At 44.6% G+C, this 22,483-nt stretch carries 13 protein-coding genes; 5 read left to right on the top strand and 8 right to left on the bottom strand.

The features are described 5' to 3' along the window. The first annotated feature begins 157 nt into the window (after positions 1-157). Positions 158-859, top strand: a complete 702-nt coding sequence (locus tag L6475_RS03455) for a Crp/Fnr family transcriptional regulator (RefSeq protein ID WP_237822523.1) — start codon at positions 158-160, stop codon at positions 857-859. A gap of 303 nt (positions 860-1,162) precedes the next feature. Here the strand turns inward: L6475_RS03455 and L6475_RS03450 are convergent, their stop codons facing one another. Both L6475_RS03450 and miaA read right to left on the bottom strand, forming a co-directional pair. Continuing rightward, a complete protein-coding gene (locus L6475_RS03450; RefSeq protein ID WP_237822521.1) occupies positions 1,163-2,098 on the bottom strand; it encodes a diacylglycerol kinase family protein in 936 nt (311 codons plus the stop codon). A gap of 37 nt (positions 2,099-2,135) precedes the next feature. Further along, positions 2,136-3,050, bottom strand: a complete 915-nt coding sequence (gene miaA, locus L6475_RS03445) for a tRNA (adenosine(37)-N6)-dimethylallyltransferase MiaA (protein WP_237822519.1) — start codon at positions 3,048-3,050, stop codon at positions 2,136-2,138. A gap of 210 nt (positions 3,051-3,260) precedes the next feature. Between miaA and L6475_RS03440 the strand changes: the two genes are divergently transcribed. The 3 genes from L6475_RS03440 to L6475_RS03430 all read left to right on the top strand — a co-directional run bounded on the left by L6475_RS03440 (position 3,261) and on the right by L6475_RS03430 (position 9,355). Then, positions 3,261-3,716, top strand: coding sequence for a transglycosylase SLT domain-containing protein (locus tag L6475_RS03440; RefSeq protein ID WP_237823985.1), 456 nt, complete (start codon positions 3,261-3,263; stop codon positions 3,714-3,716). Between the two features lie 170 nt (positions 3,717-3,886). Beyond that, positions 3,887-5,422 (top strand): helix-turn-helix domain-containing protein, encoded by a 1,536-nt coding sequence (locus L6475_RS14550; RefSeq protein WP_370641637.1) that lies wholly within the window; start codon positions 3,887-3,889, stop codon positions 5,420-5,422. Between the two features lie 138 nt (positions 5,423-5,560). Continuing rightward, positions 5,561-9,355: a TIM-barrel domain-containing protein gene (locus tag L6475_RS03430; protein WP_237822517.1), complete on the top strand. Its 3,795-nt coding sequence runs from the start codon at positions 5,561-5,563 to the stop codon at positions 9,353-9,355. Positions 9,356-9,385: 30 nt separating this feature from the next. On the opposite strand, the gene L6475_RS03425 is transcribed toward L6475_RS03430, so the two are convergent. Continuing rightward, positions 9,386-11,296 (bottom strand): HAMP domain-containing sensor histidine kinase, encoded by a 1,911-nt coding sequence (locus L6475_RS03425; protein WP_237822516.1) that lies wholly within the window; start codon positions 11,294-11,296, stop codon positions 9,386-9,388. Positions 11,297-11,553: 257 nt separating this feature from the next. Then, the gene (gene gap / locus L6475_RS03420; RefSeq protein ID WP_237822514.1) at positions 11,554-12,579 is read right to left on the bottom strand and encodes a type I glyceraldehyde-3-phosphate dehydrogenase; all 1,026 of its coding nucleotides are present in this window, start codon (positions 12,577-12,579) and stop codon (positions 11,554-11,556) included. Between the two features lie 270 nt (positions 12,580-12,849). On the opposite strand from gap, the gene mscL reads away from it, so the two are divergent. Continuing rightward, entirely contained in the window at positions 12,850-13,275 is a 426-nt protein-coding gene (gene mscL, locus L6475_RS03415) for a large-conductance mechanosensitive channel protein MscL (RefSeq protein WP_237822512.1), read from the top strand. Between the two features lie 89 nt (positions 13,276-13,364). Here mscL and L6475_RS03410 read toward each other — a convergent pair whose 3' ends face one another. The 4 genes from L6475_RS03410 to L6475_RS03395 form a co-directional block, all read right to left on the bottom strand. Beyond that, positions 13,365-16,394 carry an Ig-like domain-containing protein gene (locus L6475_RS03410; protein ID WP_237822510.1) on the bottom strand — a complete coding sequence of 1,010 codons (3,030 nt, stop codon included), beginning with the start codon at positions 16,392-16,394 and terminating at the stop codon, positions 13,365-13,367. 20 nt (positions 16,395-16,414) lie between these two features. Beyond that, a complete protein-coding gene (locus L6475_RS03405; protein ID WP_237822508.1) occupies positions 16,415-20,377 on the bottom strand; it encodes a nucleoporin in 3,963 nt (1,320 codons plus the stop codon). Between the two features lie 12 nt (positions 20,378-20,389). Then, a complete protein-coding gene (locus tag L6475_RS03400; protein WP_237822506.1) occupies positions 20,390-22,048 on the bottom strand; it encodes a hypothetical protein in 1,659 nt (552 codons plus the stop codon). Positions 22,049-22,133: 85 nt separating this feature from the next. After that, a complete protein-coding gene (locus tag L6475_RS03395) occupies positions 22,134-22,481 on the bottom strand; it encodes a hypothetical protein (protein WP_237822504.1) in 348 nt (115 codons plus the stop codon). Positions 22,482-22,483 lie beyond the last annotated feature (2 nt).

Raw genomic sequence — 22,483 nt, 5'->3', positions numbered from 1 at the left:
TTAGATTGCCTTCAAAAGTAAGCATTTTTCAGATTATGACAAAATAAAAGCTTATCTTTTTTCATTTTTTCAACCAAAAAGCACAAAAGGGGCTATTTTTTTGGACATCTGAAAGCTTTTTACTAATTTTGCCGACCGTTAAAACAGCTATAGAAACATGGTGGAAAAAGAATTTGACAAAGAGGAAACAGCCAAATCCATTTCAATACTCTGGGACCCGTTGATTGACGAGCAGCGCGAGCTGTTTGTCGAAAACATTTCCACGTGCGAACTACAGCGTGACGAGATTCTGTATCATGAAGGAGAGTGTCCCACTCACATGTACTTTCTGATGCAGGGCAAAGTAACATTGTTCCGCAACGGTCTTGGCGGGCAGCAGCAAATTGTTCGCATGGTAGAACCTGGTGGACTATTCGGCTATGCAGCTGCCATTGCTGGAGGCTACTATCATTCCACGGCCATTGCAGGTGCCAACACATTAGTGGCCCGAATTCCTGTAAGTCTCCTTTTTCACCTTATTTGGGAGAACAGCGATTTTGCCATGCTTTTCCTCAAAGAACTTTCTTCCTTACTTGATCTCTCGGTTGAACGAACCATAAGTCTCACCCAAAAGCACATCCGCGGCCGTTTGGCCGAATCTTTGCTGACGATGAGACAGAAATACGGCGTGGAAGAAGACGGACAGACGCTCTCTGTCTATCTGAGTCGTGAAAACTTGGGGCAGATGTCGAACATGACTACCAGTAATGCCATCCGCACGCTATCGTCGTTTGCACAGGAAGGTCTTATTTCTATTGAAGGAAGAAAAATCAAGTTCATCAACATTGACGAACTTCAGCTAATCTCTGACAGGGGATAACCCACCATTTAGAATTTTGGCCATTATTTTTTAAATTTTGGCCAAAATTGTGAGAATAATGGCCAAAATTTATTTTAGCCTCCATTCAATTAATCTGGAACAAGTTATCTATTACCTGATAACAGAACGTCTTTTCTACTTAAACAATTATTCGACTGAAACAAATTATAGCTATAATCCCGACAATTATAGCTAAAATTCGAAAAATTATAGCTATAATTTATTTCAATAGGTATTCACCTTATTTCCAATATAAGAAGAATTAATGCGCAATAAAATACATTTTGCGATTCAATAAACGAATCAATTAGGAATCAGGAAATTGATGACCTCCTGTTCTACTTGTATTCTGTATCCGCCTACAGGAGTTTTCATGAGTCGTCCATCTACTCCTACAAGGGCTTTCTTGGCTTCTTCAACCACCACCTCGCGTGTGCGATAAGGGTGCACGGAGCGATGGTTCAAAAAACGTCCAGTGATTAACAGCCAAAGACCCGACAGTATTTGTATAGCCTCCGGAGTATATACTACCGACACGTCAAGCAAGCCGTTGTAAGGCACAGCACTGTGGGTTTGTCCATAACCGGGGCCATTACCCACACACACCGTCATCACCTTACGGTCAACCACATCACTGTTTATTTTCAGTAACATCTTATAGTCCATGCGGTGGAACAGCATCACTACCAACGACGACAGGAAAGACAGCATTCGTGAGCCGAACAGTTTTCTGGTCTGTCGGCGCAGGTTCATGATATCGGCCGTCATACCGATGTTCACACAGTTCAGGAAATAACGGTGGCATCGCTCGTTGGCCTTGTTCGTATAGCGAATACACCCCACATCAATCTTCCTGACATGACGCTTTACCAACCAATCTACAGTCTGTTCATCATTATTCTCATCATAATTCCAGAATCGTGCGAAATCGTTCATCACGCCATTAGGAATCACGCCCAGCGCTATCTCGTCTCTAACGATTTTTTCTTCTTTCATCAGACAGTTCACAGCATCGTTCAAAGCCGAATCGCCCCCAACGATGATGATGGTCTTATAGCCATTCGATATAAGCATTGTCACCAATCGCTCCACACTGTCCGAACTCTCACTATGCACTACGTCATAGCTTACGCCCTTTGTGTCGAGCACTTGTCTCAGTCGTTCCCAACGCTTGCGCTTGTTGGCTACCCCCGCTTTCGGACAGAAAAGTATGCCCCATCGTGTTGATTCTACTGCCATTCTGAAAAAAGGTTATATGAGGAATAATTATTTAAAATCACATATTTAGAAGCGCCAAAATCTTTTCAACTTTTTCTTCCATTGGCAATGTGGCGTCTATCCAATTAATAGTAAAGCCTCTGCGTTCCATGCCACGGAACCAAGTCATCTGGCGCTTGGCAAACTGATGAATTGCTATTTCCAACTGTCGGAACATCTCGTCATAGCTCAGCCTACCTACTATATATTCGGTTACGAACTTATACTCCAGGCCATAGTATATCAGGTCGTCGGCTGGAATACCGCTATCCAGCAGCCCTCTCACCTCATCTACCATCCCTTCTTCCAATCTGGCTTTCAGTCGGTGGGTTATTTTCTCGCGTCGCAGTTCACGATCGATGTTGACGCCAATGATAAGGGAGTCGATAGGCGGCAGTTCTCTGCACGGCATCGGATTCTCAAGATTGTAAGTCTCAATCTCAATGGCACGAATAGCACGCTGACAGGAGTCGACATCGGTTTTGTTGTGCATATTAGAGCCGTTTTTGGCTTTCAGTTCCTCCAGCATTCGGGTAAGTTCAGCGAGCGACTTTCCTTCCAACCTGTCACGCAAAGGCTGGTTCTGTGGCACAGGCGAGAGTTTGTATCCCTTCAACACAGCCTCAATATACAGTCCTGTTCCACCACAAAGGATAGGCACGGCACCCCGGCTCTCTATCTGCTGATAGGCATCGAAAAAATCCTGCTGATACTGGAAAAGATTGTATTTGGTACCGGGTTCACAAATATCTATCAAATGATATGGCACCCCTGCATAGTCGCTCAGATCCTTACCCGTCCCTATATCCATCCTACGGTACACTTGCCGCGAGTCGGCCGAGAGTATTTCTCCCCCTACTCTACGCGCCAATGAAGCAGCCAAAGGAGTCTTTCCGCTGGCAGTTGGTCCAAGTATGGTGATGAGTCTTTTCATATGTCCCTGCAAATGTAATAAATAAAAGCAAATTACTATCAAAAAATCTTTCAAAAAATGGGTTTATTTGCTTGATTAAAGTTAATGAAATGGCTGTCACCTTAAAGTTTTAACATTTATTTCTTGTTCAGTATTTGATTTTTACTTATCTTTGCACTTGAAATCAGCGGATAAACTACTTCTCGTGACGAGAACACCAATATAAATATGATGAATAACATTGTGAAGATTGCTTTTCTGAGCCTAACCTTCATAGTAAGTATTCCATTGGCGGCCTCGGCTCCAATTGATAGTAATAATGAAAATTATCAGGACTCAGAAAAAGAACAATTCGACTGGACTCCCATTATGGAGGCCATTATTAAAGTTGAAAGCGAAGGAAATCCGAACGCTGTGAGTGGCAACTCAGTAGGCGCTATGCAAATCACTCCCATCCTCGTGAAGGAATGCAACAAGATATTAGATAAACGCAAGAGTGACAAACGATTCTCACTGAACGACCGATACAGCATTGAAAAATCAAAAGAGATGTTCCTTCTGATTCAGTCGCACCACAACAAAACAAACAACGTAGAAAGAGCTATTCGCTCATGGAATGGAGGTCCATGCTACTCTACTAAAAGTACAGACAGTTACTTCAGGAAGGTGATGCGACATCTCAAATAAGCACAGAAATGTTTAAGTTGATCCATTAGAAAACGGTTGTCGAATTTCTTTGAAAGAATTCGACAACCGTTTTTACTATTGATGCCCGGAACGACAAATATTCTTTTTTAGCTGACAAAAAATGATGACATTCAGAAAAAATGCATATCTTTGCACGCAAAACAATAACTATGAACCTGGCATTCACAAATCATAGGATATGGATCACCCTCGTGCTGCTGTTGGCAACGGTAACTGGAATGGCCTCAGAAAACACTTTCTGTCTGTTGGGCCAGAAACAGGGATTGGCCAACGACACCGTACTGCAGATGACGCAGTTGGCTGACGGCCGTATGCTGATTGTGACAAAACACACCATAGATATTTATAATGGCGGGCGTTTTGAACACATCAAAAGAACGGAAGAGCACTGGCAGCAGCTACCTGGATACTACGGAGCCACCAACTTGATAGTGGACAGTCTGGACCGTCTATGGGTGAAAGACTGGCAACGAGTGGCCTGCTACGACTTGAACCGAAGGAAACACATCAAGTCTGTAATACCTCATGGGGCCGATGACTTTTTCTATGATTCAACTGGAAGGCTATGGACACTAAAAGAAAGAATACTATACTGCGGAAAACATCGCCTCGAACTGCCCAAGGACAAGAGTATAGTCCAGAACATTGATGTGTGGAAAGACCGTCTCTATGCCTTCTTCAACAACGGGCAAGTAATCGTGTACGGTTTGAAAGAGGACAAAAAATTGATGCAGGTAGCAGCCTATGAGGGCAACTACATTTCACAATATGCAAACACTTCGACAGTACAGCATTCAAAAGACCGTTTCTATCAGGTAAGGACAGGAGGCAACGGAAAATCCATCTTCCTTTGTTTCGACCCTGCCGGCAACCAGTGGAAGACGCTGTTGAAAACTGATTTCTACCTGCACACTCTCATCGTTACTCCAAACGACATAGCCTATATTTCTACCGCCGAGGGATATCTGCGAATGAACCTGAGCAACAACGAATGGGAGTTGATCACAACCCTGACGCTGCCCGACGGCTCGACCATTTCAACAGGAGCGAACACCATCTACCAGGACCGCGAAGGCGGAATATGGCTGGGCACGTATCACGACGGTCTGCTATACAGTTCGCCTCAGAGCGGCATGTTCGACAATCCGACCGACGATGAAAAGGCCCCATTCGCCCAACCTGATACTGAGACAGAACAAACCTGGTGGAACTCTATATGGACAAAGACAGGCCTACTCCTCATTGTGATTGGTATAGGATTGATGACGATAGTGATCAGAACCAGACGCAAACAGGTTCGGATTGCCACGAGCGAAGATTCCGCAGGGCAGACCATTGAGCATCATGCCGACAATGAACCTTCACCACAAGAGAACGAATTTATTGAAAGGGCTACGCTATTGGTGGAACAACATCTGTCAAAGCCAAACTATGGAGTGGAACAACTGGCTGCCGACCTTTGCATGGAGCGAACAGGATTGTACAGGAAACTGACGGCACTCACCCAGCAATCGCCCGTATCATTCATTCGCAACATACGCCTAAAACACGCAGCCGACATGATTCTAACCGGCGACAAAAGTATCACTGAGATTGCCGAGCAAACGGGATTCGGTTCGACCAGCTATTTTAGCAAATGTTTCCAAAAAGAATACGGATGCAAACCATCTGACTACAAAGGATAACATTTGTTGAACAGGCCTATAATAGGCGTTGAATTCATCATTTCTACTATCTGAATCAACATTTGTGTTGCGATGGAACGGGGCATTTCGGCTAATTTTGCAGTCGGAATGTTTAACCAACCGATAACAACACCATCAATGAAAACAACTATTTTTCTTAAAACATGCCTGTTGACCTTCACCATGTGGGCCGGCAGCACCGTGATGGCTCAAACTCATTATGAGTTCCATCCAAACGAGTACACCTCAACCGACAACAACCGAGCTCCTCAGTCTGTGTTCAGTTACACGGATGAGACGTTCACTGTGAAAGCCAGTGGTCAGAACAACGTGGCTTTCAAAATGGGCAGCGAGTGCGACAACAAGTATTTCATCACCAGCGACGACAAATGGTTCACCGTGGTGGGTTCAGGACTCAAAACAGGAACTGCCGATAGCTACGTGTGGTGGATCAACGGATGGAATCGCGGATCGCAGGTACCAGCCGACTTCGTGGTCAGCGATAATGGCAAGCAGATATTCATTTGGAACATTCGCGGACAGGAACCGCTCTTTGCGGGGTTCAACACTGGAGCCGAACAGATGGTTCTGAAGAGTGAGGGAACCGGATTCATACTGGCTATGGGACTGACAGCCACCGGCAATAGCGGAACCATCAGCGATGTGGGTTACTACAGCGATGTGGCCATCGCTACTAAATACCCTGCCGTGAAGACCACATTAGGACTGACAGACGAGGCATTAGTGGGCAAAGCTGTGGCAGAACTTAACGCCCTTATCAAAGAAGCAGAAGAGGCGCTCACCCAGCGCGCTGGCACGGAGTCTGTACAGAACGAACTGAAAACGGCTATTACCCATGCAAAAACGATTGCCGGGACGCTAAGCATCAACAACTTGGGCGATGCCGCTACTGAGATGAAAGCCTTGCAACAGGCACTCGACAACTATATACGCGCTACGCGTGCGTTCTCTTATGTAAAGAACGGGGATGGCATTACAGCACTGCTTGACAATCAATCAGTGCGCATTTGCTTCGTGAACGATTCTGTGGTACGTGTCAGCAAGTGGCTCGACAATGTAGTAGTTCCCCAGAGTCTGGTTGTTAAGGCCGATTATGATGCTAATGTTCAGTTGGATATTAAAGAGCAAGACGGTAAGGTTGTAGTAAACAGTCTGAAAGCCCGTGTAGAGTACAATCTGCGTGAGGGACTGGTATGCATCTATCGTACGAACGGCCAGCAACTGCTGACTGAGACTGCTACCATCATCAAGCCAACAAAGGATGGACCGAACGACAGTTTTGAACTGGTACAGACGTTCCGCCTGGCCGATGACGAACAGATATACGGACTGGGCCAAATTCAGAACGGACAACTGAATATGCGCGGCACCCAACTGTCCATGATTCAGGACAACCGTAGTATTTACATCCCCTATTTCTACTCATCACGCCGCTACGGTTTCTACTGGGATAATTACTCACCAACACAATTTTCAGATAATCAGGATGCCACTACACTAAAATCGACAGGCGACGCAATCGATTACTACGTATTGGTGGGCAATGGCTCGGCCGATGTGCTGCGCTCATTGCGCCACCTAACAGGCGAAACTCAGTTGCCTCCATTATGGAACTTCGGTCTTTATCAGAGCAAACAGCGCTATATGAGTGCCCAGGAGGTAATCAACGTGGTAAAGCGCTATCGCGAAGAACAGGTACCACTGGACTGTGTGGTACAGGACTGGCAGTACTGGGGCGGCGACAACATGTGGAACGCCATGGAGTTTCTGAATCCCAACTACAGCGAATACCAGCGTATGATAGATGAGGTGCATCAGATGAATGCCAAACTGATGATCAGTGTATGGGCCAACTTCGGTCCTGACACCAAACAGTACAAGGAGTTCGGAGATGCTGGCCGACTGATTCCTATTCAGAGTTATCCTACAGGACAGGCCACGAGACCGTATGACGTGTATAGCAAGAACACGCGTGACCGTTTCTGGAATTATCTGTACAACGGACTGATGAACAAAGACATCGATGCCTTGTGGCTTGATTCGTCAGAGCCCGACGACTTCAGCAATAAGACCACCGACTACGACTATGTGACTGATTTGGACGGACGCACATTCCGTTCACTTCGCAATGCTTTCCCCTTGGCTCATGTAGAGGGTGTGTACGATCATCATTTGAATCAGACAGAGCTCAGCAACAAGCGTGTAAGCATCCTCACTCGTTCAGCCTTCCTCGGCATGCAACGTACTGGTGCATTTATTTGGAGTGCCGATATCACTTCAAGCTGGGAAACACTGGCCCGACAGATTCCTGCCGCTTGCAACCTATCAGTATCAGGTCTGCCCTATTGGAACAGTGATACAGGTGCTTTCTTCATTGGCAGCTATAACGGTGGTGTGAACAATGCCGCATGGCGTCACCTCTACACCCGCTGGACACAGTTCTCAGCCTTCTGTCCGATGATGCGTTTCCACGGCGACCAGACTCCACGCGAGATATGGCAGTTTGGTGCAAAGGACGATGCACAAGGCGACTACAACAATATCCTTCGCTACATCCGCCTGCGCTACCGTCTGCTCCCTTATCTCTACAGCACCGCCCATCAGGTGGTGAACAACGGCGAAACATTTATGATGTCAATGCCTGTAGCTTTTGAGGACGATGCCCAATGCTGTGACGTAAAAGATCAGTACATGTTAGGACATGCCTTCCTTGTGGCACCGGTGGTTACTGAGCAATCAGCCAGTCGCAACATTTACCTGCCAACAGAGGATTCGCTGTGGTACGACTTCTGGACAGGTGAGGCTAACAAAGGCGGTCAGAACATCAAGCGAATGACTCCTGCCGACATCATGCCCCTTTACATCCCTGCCGGAACTATCCTACCTTGGGGACCTGAGGTACAATACAGTTCAGAGAAGCAGTGGGACAATCTGGAAATTCGCGTATATCCTGGTGCCAATGGTTCGTTCACTCTCTATGAAGACGCACTTGACGGATATGGCTATAAGGAGGGTGAATACACAGAAATTCCCTTTACCTGGGACGAGAAGTCGCAGACACTTACCATTGGCGAACGCAAGGGTGCGTTCCCTGGTATGCTGCAACAGCGTACATTCCGTATAGTACGTGTATGCACGGAAAAGGGATTCGGTGACGGTGAATCCACTGCATTTGACGCTACCATCAACTATGACGGCACTCAACAGAAAGTACAGCTGAAGGGTAGAATCAAAACCACAGCAATGATTGATGTGACCAACCAGTATATTACCAACCCCAGTTTTGAAGCAGATGGTCGCACTCTTACCCAACAGGCACCAACCGGTTGGACAGTGAATAGCAATACCACATGGTGGGGTGTGAACCAAGGCGGTGGAAACGGCGATCCAGCCGCTACCGACGGACAGTTCATCTTCGGTGTATGGGATGGTTCCACAACACTAAAGCCCGTAATCAGCCAAACGATAAGTTCTCTCCCAGAGGGAACTTATCGGTTAACGGTTGACATGCAAGCCAGCAATCGCAGCACTACGACTCTGCGACTGGGCAAGCAATGTCTCTTTGCTGGTGAGAAAGAGGTGTTGTTCCGCGACCAATTACCCACTGCCGGTGTGAGCGACACCTACCCTATGCAGCCACTGGTACTGGATTTCGAGATACTGGAGCCCCAAAGCCTCAACATCGGTGTGAGCACCTGCGATGCGCCCACAGAGACATGGTTTAAAATAGACAACTTCCGCCTATACAAATGTGCAGAGGAGGAAGCCACTACAACCAGCATACGCGAGTATTCTTCTAAACCCCACATGAGTCAGAATACTATTTACGACATAACGGGCAGAAAACTCTCCGCACATGCAGCACGTCCAGGATTATACATCATAGACGGACGAAAAGAAGTTTTGAAATAAACTAAACAATTACCATATTCCCTATCACTTCTACAAAGGAAGCGACATAACGAAACGGGCACCTGTCTGATAAGTGGTATCCAAGACAATTTCACCGCCAATGCGACGAACGGAATTGCGAGCCACAGTAAGACCGATGCCCGTTCCATCGTAATAATTGTTCAGTTGGACGAACTCTTCAAATATGTGTTCAGCTTCTTGCGGGGGAACGCCAATACCCGTATCTTCAACAATAAAGAGAACAACAGAGGCCCGATGGTCCAACTCTATATGAAGAGTAACTGTTCCTGACACTTTGGCATGTGGCTTTCCAAGGAATTTCTGAGCGTTGTTGAGCAACATGGTCAAAGCTCGAACAGCCGAACGAGAATGGGTAAGAATCACCTGTTCGTCAACTGCAGGATTTTCGGGAAAGCTAAACTTTACAGACGGATTGTTAAGTATCTCGGAATCGATAATTGCCTGTTCGCCAATTCGGCGTACAGAGACTTTATCGGTTCGTTCGACAACAGAACGGCTGGAGATATCACTTAACTCCAACATGTGGTTCACCAGCTTAGTGATACGCGTGGTATTGGTTTGTATGGTACGACAGGCGTCGGCCTTGGTATTACTGTCCAGTTCAACGCTTGGATTTGTAAGTATTTGGGTAAAACCTGAAAGGATGTTCAATGGGGTACGAATCTCATGACTGATCTGCTTAATGAACATACTCTTCATCTTAGACGATTCCTCAGCCTTTGAGTTGGCTATCATCAGCTGATCGTAGGCTGCTACCAGTTTCTGGTGTTCTTCCTTCAATCGCAATTCAGAACGACGGCGAACCATGATAACTACAAACAGGCAGCCAATCATCAGTAGCAATAAGCCTGCGATAGCCCCTGTCCAAACACGAGACAACATAGAATCTTTTTCCTTCAGCTCACGCTCTTTCTCCTGAGCCTCGTACATGACTGCCAGTTCAGCTGCCTTACAGTCATGATTATTCTCGATGGCCTCTCTGAAATGAAAGAACACAGAATCGGCAACAGCCAAAGCCTTTTCATTACGACCCAGATAGCGATAGGTTTCATAGGCATAGCGATAACGTTCATCCAACACTTCAGGCATCATCTTATAGCCAAAACTTGCTTGAAGGGAATCAAATCTGGGAAGCAATGGTTCCAAACGTGTCCACTGTTTACTCTGAGCCAAATAATATACAGCATTCAAACCGCCAAGTCCCTCACTGAAGTGAGTGTTAGAAAATTTCTCAAAAGCTTCTGCAGCTTCACTTTTACGCCCTTGTCCATCCAATGCCATACTGCGCACATAGTACAGATAGCCAGACCAATGATCATATTCATCCGGATTAAAACGATATTGCGGAACTTTGTCAAGTTGTTCGAAGGCACGAACACTCCAAGTGTCCATATCCATCCAATTGTCAATAGCTATATAGGCCTCCAACATCGTTATAATAGCCATAAAAGTTTTCTCGGCAGCAACGGTGTCTCGTTTCTCATAATCTTTACACATGAGATAGACATTATCGCCGATAATGCGACCCTCTTTGAAATTATGAAGACGAACATTGCAGCTACCTATATAAGCATACATCTGCAAGGCTGCAAGCTGTTCAGGGAGCGAGTTGCTGTAGCGAGTCTCGCTACACACTTGCTGAGCTAACGTCAAAGCTTCATGATATTTATAGGTCTTAATCCTACTATATACCAAGAAATCAGCATAGTTCAGATAAGAGTGATAGAAATTGTGCTTTAAATCTCTATCGTTTACTGCTTTAAAGAGCAATGGCTCAGCAATGGCAAACTGTTGATTTTCGGCATATTGGCATCCTCGTTCACCATTAGCCATCGAATTGGACATAATTCCAACTCGTTCGGCACTATCAATCAATAGGAAAGCATCAGAATAGTTTCGATGAATGCGATATTCAGCCAATCGACTACTGATTTTCTCTATTTCCGACAAAGGGACAGGAGAACTTACATATTGATTGCAAGAGACAAAAAGTGTGGCTAACGTAACAAAAAAAGTCAATAAGACAAATAATAATTTTCTCATATTAAAGAGAAACAACGCTATGATTTTAACGAAAAAGATTGGTTGGTTTAAGAAAAAGCCATCCTGCTGAATGCAGAATGGCTTTTCATTGTATTAATGCTTATGTATTTGCAATTATTAAGTTCTGAGCAAGATTATTTCAGCTCAGCGAGGTACTTAATGGTACGAACCATCTGAGAAGTGTAAGAGTTCTCATTGTCGTACCAAGAAACAACCTGTACGAGTGAGTTGCCGTCCTCCATCTTGCTTACCATGGTCTGGTTAGCGTCGAAGAGTGAACCGAACTTCATACCGATGATGTCGCTAGAAACAAGCTTCTCCTCAGTGTAACCGAAGCTCTCGTTAGCAGCAGCCTTCATGGCAGCGTTGATGCTCTCAACAGTTACATCACCCTTAACAACAGCGTGCAGGATAGTGGTAGAACCTGTAGGAGTTGGAACGCGCTGAGCAGCACCGATCAGCTTACCGTTCAGCTCGGGGATAACGAGACCGATAGCCTTAGCAGCACCAGTTGAGTTAGGAACGATGTTCTGAGCACCAGCACGAGCGCGCTGAACATCACCCTTGCGCTGAGGACCGTCGAGGATCATCTGGTCACCTGTGTAAGCGTGAACAGTTGTCATGATACCGCTCTGGATTGGAGCGAGGTCGTTCAGAGCCTTTGTCATAGGAGCCAGGCAGTTTGTTGTACAAGAAGCAGCGCTGATAACAGTGTCAGCAGGAGTCAGAGTCTTGTGGTTTACATTGTAAACGATAGTAGGCAGATCGTTACCAGCAGGAGCAGAGATAACAACCTTCTTAGCACCAGCAGTGAGGTGAGCAGAAGCCTTCTCCTTAGATGTGTAGAAACCTGTGCACTCCAGAACTACATCTACATCCAGCTTACCCCAAGGCAGCTCAGCAGCGTTAGGAATAGCATAGATAGTGATCTTCTTACCATCAACTACGATGTAATCCTCACCAGCCTCTACAGTGTGCTTGTTCTCACCAATCTTGCCGCAGAAACCACCCTGAGCGGTATCGTACTTCAGCAGGTGAGCCAGCATTTTGGGGCTGGTCAAGTCGTTGATTGCTACTACTTCATAACCTTCAGCCTCGAACATCTGACGGAATGCGAGGCGACCGATACGGCCAAAGCCGTTAATAGCTACTTTTGTCATTGTTTTACTTGTTTATTTAAAGGGTTTAAAACTAAATAATCTATTTTTTTAATACTTTAAATACAATTTTTTGTTGTTTCGAGCGCAAAGTTACTATTTTTTTCCTATATTTGCATCAAAATTCAATCTTAATAAAATTGAAAAAAGGAAATTGAAAAACAAAATGGGCAATAGTCCAAAATCGACATAGCAGATTGCAAAACGCAGATTGCAAAAGTCAATAAATAGATTTCTTTATTATATTTAAACAACAACCTAAAGAGTATTACTATGGGATTTATTAAAGAATTCAAAGAATTTGCCATGCGTGGCAACGTGATGGACATGGCTGTCGGTGTAATCATTGGCGGTGCATTTGGAAAAATCGTAAGTTCATTGGTAAACGATGTCATTATGCCGCCCATTGGATGGCTGATTGGCGGTATAAACTTTACCGATCTCAGTGTGAAATTGCCCGTAAATCCTCTCACCCCAGAACAGGAGCCAGTAACTATTAATTATGGCGCATTCTTACAGACCACACTTGATTTTCTAATTGTGGCTTTCTGTATTTTCCTACTTATCAAGGGTATCAATAAGTTGTCGAACTTGAAGAAAAAAGAGGAAGAGGCTGCAGCAGCCGCTCCTGAAGCTCCAAAGGGTCCCACCCAGGAAGAACTGCTGACCGAGATTCGCGATTTGCTGAAACAGAAGTAACCATTAGCAGATATAAATAAAACAGAGCATCTCCTACTAACGGAAATGCTCTGTTTCTTTTTTATCCAATAGAAAAGAGACTCTCAAAGCTATTGGTTCTTAATCTTTTCAAGCTTAAAACCTGTTCCACTGGAGTTACTTTCAGATGGAGTTGAGGCCGGCTGAGGGGTGCTATTATTTTTAACCTTTTCTAAAGTGAAACCACCCTCATGCTTAGGAGTAGGTTTATCAACGACAGCCGGTTCGTCTTTTTGGGGCTGTGATGTCCTAGAAGCTTTCTTGGCTTTAACCCTTACATTAAGGACCACCGTTTTATTCGAGCGCGAAGTTGTGCCAACAATCTCCACACGACCAGCCACTTTTGCTGTCACGATTCCTTCAGCAGATACGGTTGCCACTTCAGTATTCTTGGATTCCCAAGAAAACGTTTCATTTGCATCCTGAGGTTCACCAGTTACCACTACGCTATAAGTCTCGTCAACAGTCAGCGTAACATCGGAAGGATTGAGCGAAACAGAGGTATAATCAACATTTACCACCTCTTCTTGCTGTGGTTCCTTGGTACCCATAAAGTTGTTGTAAACGAAGTAGCCACCGACGCACAACAGCAAACCAATAATAAAATTGCGGAACGTATGACTGTTTCCTTTACCCGTTCCCGAAGATATCGGTGTATCCGCAGGACGCTTAGGAGAAGATGATGACTCTTCATGTTCAACACTTCTGTCTGAGAAAGTAGGAGTCTCGTCTTTACCCTTTGCAGTAGCTGGCTTTTCTGTACGTTCCGGAGCCAAAAGAGTTCGCTCAGAAGCGACGAAATTAATGCGGCTTAATGACGCCTCATCAGCACTAACGACACGGAAATAGATATCGGAATATTCACTGCGAGGTGTGAAATCAATTTGCTTTGAGGCTTTACCTTGCTGCCAGAATTCGCGTTTGATATCGAAGCGCTTGTCAGGATTATCAAAATCTGCATCACCTTCTTTCACCAATAAGCGCAAGTCGCAGGGTACTGGTACTTCGTTCAGCGTACCAAGAGTATAGTTATATTTACCCTTAGCTATTTTCTTCACGCTAACCAAATCAATATTGGCAGCCGGAATAGAAACGGTACGTTTTACTGGCACACTACCCACCTGCTGACCATCCACTTTACTGGTAAACGTAGAACGGACCTCTACAATAACCTGAGACTGTTTTGGCGATTTTGCAACATCTATACGTCCCTCACTGCTCAGAGGAACATCAACAGGTGTACGATTGTCGCCTGGATATTGCCAGGTGACCTGCACATTTTGCAAATTTCCCCACTCCCACTCTACACGTACTACATCATCCTCCTTCACATAGACTGCCTTAACATCACGAGGCTGCGGCTTAGACTGTACGCAAACAGGGTCGCCGGCAACCATACGGCCATTACGAATAGTAACGGGAAGGAAGAAATGCTCACCATGAAAGTCTTTCTTTACGATATACTGCTGCTCAGCATCATCAACATTAAGATCAATGCCAGGCAGTTCAGACTCGTCAATGATTACATCATTTATTTTTTGAGTGAAAGGAGAATCGCTGTAGAAAATACGCAGCTTAGCACGCTTTGGCACAGACCACTTCAACGTAGCATTTGTCTCAGTATCATTGGTCACCAATAAGGCAATAGGCTTTTCGTTGGTCACCACATCAGGAACTGTACGATAGTCAAGTTCCAAATCTGCTGTATGCGACTCCTGTCCATACTCATTGAAATAAACGGCCACGAAGTTATAACGATAAGGCGTCAACTCTTTCAGACCCTGATCGGTAAACTCTGTAGGAACGAGTGTACGATTCTCGTCATCTGCATCATCATAGGTAGGAGCCAGACGAACGATCAGCTTTTCCTCCTCCTTCGGCGCCTTATGGTCACGACGACGTATTTCAACAAAGCTGGCACCTTTTGGAACGATAACATTAAAAATGATATAAGTAGAATGAGGCTCTCCCTTTATATCTTTTTTGGCCATTTTATTGCCAAGAATGGTAACGCCATCCTCGGTCTGATGCTTCACAACGGGTCCATCAGAAACGATATTGTTATCTTCATCGCCAAACTTATGCATGTTGAAGCCACCTTCACGCATAGCGGCATCAATAGCTTTGAGCACTTCTTTCTCAATTGAAGCGTCAACGAATTTGATTTCAGGGAAGGTGCTCTTCAGTACATTGCGGAAATAAGTATTAGCAGCCAACTCAGGCGACACGATCATTGAACAATCTCCCAAATCGGCACCTGCTTCATGGAGAAATTCAGCAATCCCTAAATTTTCCGACTGATTGGCAATGTTTGCCGACGCTATTTCTATCTCACGACGGGTAGTAAAGAACTCGAAGTGCATGCCATCAATACTGATAGCACTTTCATGTTCGGCAGGATTGCGTTCCAACACTTCCATTGCCTCTATCTCCAATTTAGGCATGGCCTTATCTCTTGAAGCACCTGCTGGAGTGAGATTGTTGTAGAACAGTTCGGCAACAGCTTTCACACGTGGATCTATTCCTGCACCAGGAAGAAGACGCTGCTGCACAACTTTCGCCTGTTCACGGTCATAGAGACGAAGAGAAATATCACGTCCGTCACCAGATACGACTAACACATGAGGTGTGCGGAAGTTATTGAAAAGATAGGGACTAAAATCTATCCTACTTACATTTCCATATCCATGACTCTCGAAACTCTGCATCACATATTCCTGATCAGCCTCAGTAACACAGTCATTAAACAAGAATCCAATGGGCAGTTCAGGCTTCAAATCATCATAAGTCTTACCTTGCAAAAGATAAGCCTGCTGCATAAACTCGCTAATATGTTTCTCAATAGCAAGCAAAAGCAGTTCACCATAGGCATAATCTTTGCCCGACAGTTTGAATGTTCCTGGCCGCTTAGCATCTTTCAACACATCGACAAAAGCATCAGAAGAGCCCGTCTGATGAGCTTTCAGAGCGGCATCGCCAATAACCAATTCATTTTCTTTTCGAAGGATGGCTAAAGGCAGAACAGGTCTGTTCCCATCGAAAGGGAACAGACCATTCTTATCAGCTTTGTTGTACAGGAAAGATATTTTATTTCCTGACAACTTAATTAAAAATCCACAATTCATTGTGCACTAATTCCTTTTAATAAGAATTCGTCATAGAACTTCATGCCTTCCAAAATGATAATCGGAGCAACGAAGTCGAAGCCTCCTTTACTCTGTTTGGCCTTATGATACTCTGGCAGATTCTGAATATAGCTTGTAATATTCATGTTACGCAATCCACCTTCTATCATTTGCCACGGCATATTCATATTGAAATTATCCTTTGCGAAAGTGTAGAAGTACTTCACAAAAGCAACAAACTTATCACCAGCAGCCTGATTGGTATAGAACTGCGAACCAATAAAGCGAATCATATCAGGTGTAATAGTATTGTCGTAGTTTACTGGCTTCATTTCGCCATCAACATTCAGACTGAAACCACTTTCACCAATAATTTCCATTGGAGACTCGTTCTTCGGGCGATAAAGTGAAGTATTCTTAATGGTAAGTCCTTTTGAGACTTCGTATTTCACATCAACATAACCAGCCTGTGGGAATACAATTCGAGGATAGCCTGGCAGATACTGGGCAGCCTCTTGCTTACCGCCCATACCGCCCATGAACATATTCAGGTAGTACTCCATAGCCTGATTTTGGCCGTTTGCAATACTGAGCCACTCCATGATACGGGCGCCCTTACCGGCAAATACAATATTAACATTGGGCTTAGCAGGCTGACCACCCATTGCAAGCCAAGAGCACTCCTTACTGTTACGCACCTGCTTGATGAGTTTTTTCACAATCATGCCAGCATAGTACATAATCAGGCCTGTGACATAGAGGTTCACGCTAAACAAATCGCGACAGTTTATAGCGATCTGCTTGTAGAAGAACGGTAACTGTTCGGCAGTCAACCGGTCAACCATCTGTTCGAAATAATAGGGTGCTGTAGCAGGAGAGAATTTCGACTCCATGAGATTAAGGCCCTGTATTTTCAAACCGAAGTTATCACATGTCTGCAGCAGCACTTTCTGGAAGTTGGTCGAGAACTTGGTAGCCTGTGACACACGCTGAGCTGCAAAACGAATAGAGTTCTGCTTAATCATCGTGAGTTTTGAGCCATTCTCTAACGGAGTGAGGGCTGAAATATCGGTCGTACTACCACCAATGTCAAAGCAAACAGTCAACGTATTACGATCGTTTACTGGTATATTGGTGGAAGTGAGATAGTTGGCCACTGCACATGCTTCAGTCATACTTTGATATACCTCGGCTCTATCACCAATTATCTTCTCAACATCAAACTCAATCTTTGCATCGTCATTATCAATAATGAAAGACGGCTTGGCTGCATTCTGCTGACCAACACCACCTGCGGCATTGAAGGCATCACCGCTATTGCCAAAGTCGGTATTGTTGTTACCACCAAACGCATCAGGAGCATTATCAAATCCATTATTGCTACCAAAAGGATCGTTGCTAGATGCGAACGGGTCGGCACCGAATCCGCCATTACTTGCAAAAGGATCACTACTTCCACCGAAAGGATCACTATTTCCTCCACTTGAGGCAGAGGGTGCTTCATCAGTATCCTTGTTAGTATGACTCGACACTTTCAAGGCGAATGCATTCACCTGCATGCCATTGATATCGGGAATCATCTTCGGCGTCAGCGGATTGCTCTTGCCTAATTCGCTCCAGATATCCTCATAGCTAAGCAAAAGACTCTTGCTCATAGCTGACGGGAATGACCAAATAACACATTCAGGATAGAAGCGTTCATTACGATCAAAGAGTTCAGCATATACTTGCTGCATTAACGACGACAAGAAAGCTACCTTATATGCTTTATCAATATCATCATCAACCCACTTCATATTGTGCACCTGATTCACAGGGCCACACTTAGCACAGTTCAACTGGATTAGTTTCTCAGTTACCGAAGCAATAGGCAAGTTACTGCTGAAGCACGGGAATCCGCCCTTAACAACCTGACGCAATTCTGTAGTGAGCAATGCCCCGTTGGTCATTGACAATCGGTTGGGATCGTGAAGTGTCAGCACACTCTTAATAGCATTTGAACGGATGGGATTCGACTGGAAGAACAACAGATGCTTCTCGTCTGCCACGCCGTTTTCATCATCGCCAATACTAAGAAGTGACACACGACGGTTTTTAAACTGCAAGCCCGACACTTCTCCTGTATTGCTGTTGCAGAAAGCCACTGAGGTGTTTGTACTACCAAAGTCAACACCCACACGTACCTTGTTCCGAGGTTCCTCAGTAACAATATGGGGATACTCTGAATTGATATTTACATCGTAGCGAACAATTAGGAAGCCGGCATGCTTATCGTTCGATGTTGTCAGTTTCAAGCCTTTATAAGGTTGGTTAGACTCATAAATCTCGTACTTATACTTATTACCAGCTGTCTTATCGTTTGATTCAATATGAAGATTTACCTTCACATTCTTCGTTTCGTTACTCTGAGCTTTATTAGCCTTTGCCAAATAGAGCGGTGTTTCATCATCCTCAGTAATGATACTGAACTCATTATCCTTATCACCTACAAAAGGAACGGCACGGAAGGGGAAGTCCTGTGAGAAAGTATAATGAGGCATCTCAGAATAGAGATAGTAACGGTTCCAATGCTTCGAAATGAAATTTGGCCAGATAATGATATCTGCATTACGGATCACTCCTTTAACAGTATAAACGACTGGAATTTCCTGTGTAGTTCCGTCTTCTACCTGCAGAGTAAGTTTCACCTCCAGATTATTGTATTCACTATCTTCAAAATACACAGCCTTCATCTGCGATTTAATAGCAGATCCTGTTGAAGCCTGTCCCACCAATGCGCCGATATTATCACCAAAAACGCTAACGCCCAATGTGCTCAATGGAAGGGCAAAATATGCAGTACCGGTCACAGCACCTGTACGGTCTTTCTTTTCTGCCGGCATCACATAGACAGGCAGTTTAGACGTACGGTCAACGCCTTCTTTCATAGCTCCCTGAATAATCAGTCGTGCTATCTCGGCATCACTTGGCAACATCAACTCCTTAGGATTAAACTCAATAGCGCCATCACGATATTCTGTAACGATGGTACCGTTGATACCATAGAGTTGGTTCTTGAAATTGAATGCCAACGAGAATGGCTTCTTGAAAGTCTCGACCTGAGGAATTGCTGCAGTTTCCAGTTTATAGCCACGTTCTTCGGCATACTTGGCAATTTCGGTACTCCATGACTCCAGAACGCTTACCAAATTTGAATAGTTCGGCTTCAGATCACGACCTAGAGGCGATTTCAGTCCGTCATAATAAGCAGACAATTTATCTATATTATCTATGAGATGACGTACATAAGCATATAGTGACAAAGTCTGATGAGCCACCATATCGTTCTTCAACGGATCAATGAAACGCCCTGAAGCAAAATCTACGAACGGACGTTCCTTACCAGGCTGCACCTTATAAGAAACGGAAGTAAACAACAGGCTATCTGGTGAAGTAGCACCAACAACCTTACCGTCGTACTTGATAACATCGATAAAAGGAATGCCACGCTCAGGTCCTTGGGCTTCAAGGTCACTCCAAAGCACTTTACGGTCAAAGAGCATATTACCAAAGGCGCCCTTTGGCTCATAAATATTAGCTGTTTCCTTAAAATCTTTGCCATCGCTATAAGCCAGTTTCACGCGCTCCACCTCAATACGCTGATGATCAAGAGCAATACATGCAATGAAACCACGCCACTCACTGGCCAGTTGTGCATAATAAGCATTCAGGTTTAGAGCTCCCTCATTGTTTCCTTTGCCATAGTTCATAGCAAGGTTGAAGAGGTTGGCACGTGCATAGGCTGTGGGCACGCCTGAAACAATGGCATTCACATCGCCCGATTCCAGACTGATGGCCGGCGTAATGATATCGCGTGTAAAGATCGGCATATGTGCCGTAAAGTCCTGCCATTTGGTCTGCACGCCGGCAGGCATGCTTTTCGGTTCGACTTCTATTACTAATGGTTTATATTCTGCCATATTGCGTCTTCTTTATTTGAGTTCAAACTTTTGATTGATAGTGATGGCGTTGTAGATATGAGCCAAGAACTTCTCTTTAGTAGTATTTACCAACTGGTCGGCCACACGAGGCTTTGATTTCTCGTCAGTAAGAGTCTTGATCAATTCATCTACCGAGTTATCGCTCTTACTAATCAGACCTGAAATCTTACTCCAGTTATGATTGGGGTCGATAAACAACTGACCACAGCTGATACTCTTCATATCTTGACGCAGTTCCTTGAAAGCTGTTTCATTAAAGAGGAAGCGGCCAGGTTTCACAGAGTTGTAAATCTGATAAATCCATCCCTTAATCATGTTGTTTTCTTTATCAAACTTATATCCAAAGAGGCGCAGATAGTCGTTGATCTCCTTGCACTGGTTCAGGCTTATGCCATCATAGTCGTGAATATTCTGCGTAGCAAATTTGGCAATAAATCCATGTGTGCCGATTGTTGGAATAGCATCATCCGACCAGGCAGCTTCACTCTGTGAGAGAACCATGTGTGCGAATGTGAAGAATGCACCAAGTTTATTCTCAAACAGCACGCCATTGGTAAGGAAGTCATTACCCTGGAATGTGAGTACACCACCCTCATCACCAATAGAACGATAATAATAAGCAGCTTCCTTACGATCCAATTCAGCATCATCAACAGTAAAGAAGTCATAAGCAGCGCAGGCACACATCAACTCAACCACATGACAGGCATTTTTCTGTTCCTGTCCGCCCGTGATGGTATCGCCCTTACTACCTACATCAAATTTTGGCAATGGCCAACCGATATGATAGAAGCGCTTATAAGTAGAACGAACCGTAGGATCTTCCTGATAGAACTGCATAGCAGCCTGACTATTCAATGCAAAATTGTTTGAGTCGGCCACTACCTTCTGCGATGCCTTATACTGTGAGTTTGGTGAATTGAACGAGAAATAGTTGGTGAGCAATGTTGCGCCAAACTTCACGTTTGTAAGATCGAGTGTATGGCCATCGGTCAATATCTCGGCTGCATCACGCAGGGCAACAGGAATTACGGGAATACTTGAAGCACCTGTTCCGCCAAATACAGAGCCAAACACGAACACACGGGCATCGCCCTGGGCTTCCTGCAGTTTCTCAAGGAAACTCTTCAGGTTGCGATCCTGTATTTCAGCATTATCACCTTTTTGTTTTGCATTACGGGCAGCCTCTATTATTCCGTGATACATCAGCATCGATCCCAAATGGGTCTGAGCGCGATAGCCATGATCCAATTCAAATTCCTGAACGGTAGCCTCATCATAGAACAAATCGGAAATATCCTTATTCTCACCCTTCGTCTCGTTGTTGCTTGTATGTGAAAGCACCTTGAACGATTTACGGCTTTGGTCTCCATAGTTGGTATAGAACTTATAGAGGTTCAGTTTAGCTGAGAAGAATGTATCACGGTTAATAGTACCTCCGTCAATATTCGTCTCATCATTCGACTTCACCTTATTATATATATCAATGAGTTCTTCTACCCTACCCTTATTACCATTACTTTGGTCAGTATCAAGTGTAAGGATATCAACTTCATGATTATCGAACATGCCAATGGCACACAGGTGAACAAACGACTCCAAGCATCGCATGCCTGTTCCGCCTATGGCTATTACAAATAGTTTTGCCATTTATCTATTATTTCAAATTATCAGATTCTCCAAAAAAATTCTCACTACTTCTTCCATTTTTGGCTTTCAAAAACAGCTCAAGCTATTAGAACCAGCTTGACAATTTGCCATGGTTGAAAATTTTCGACAGAACTACTCCGCAAACGATATACAGCACAGTAGCAACACCTGTAGAAATACTCATTGCTGTCATATAAGCAGCTGCCTTTGAAGGCACTTTGATGCCCTGATAACCAGCAAAATAGTTGATACCGAAAACACAGATGGGCACAAGTGCGCAAATAATCCAGAACCACATTCTGCGCTTTGCCTTATCTTTAGGATTGGCACCTAATTCGTATGAAATACTATTGGCTATAATAACCGACACAAGCATTAGCACCAGAAAAACAACTAGGCCGATAATATAGGCCGATACAACAGATCCGTTCATAA

Origin of the sequence: Prevotella sp. E9-3 (assembly GCF_022024015.1) — a bacterium.
Classification (GTDB): Bacteria; Bacteroidota; Bacteroidia; order Bacteroidales; family Bacteroidaceae; genus Prevotella.
Note: the sequence above shows the minus strand (reverse complement) of the source record. Positions and strands in the feature narration are given on the sequence as shown.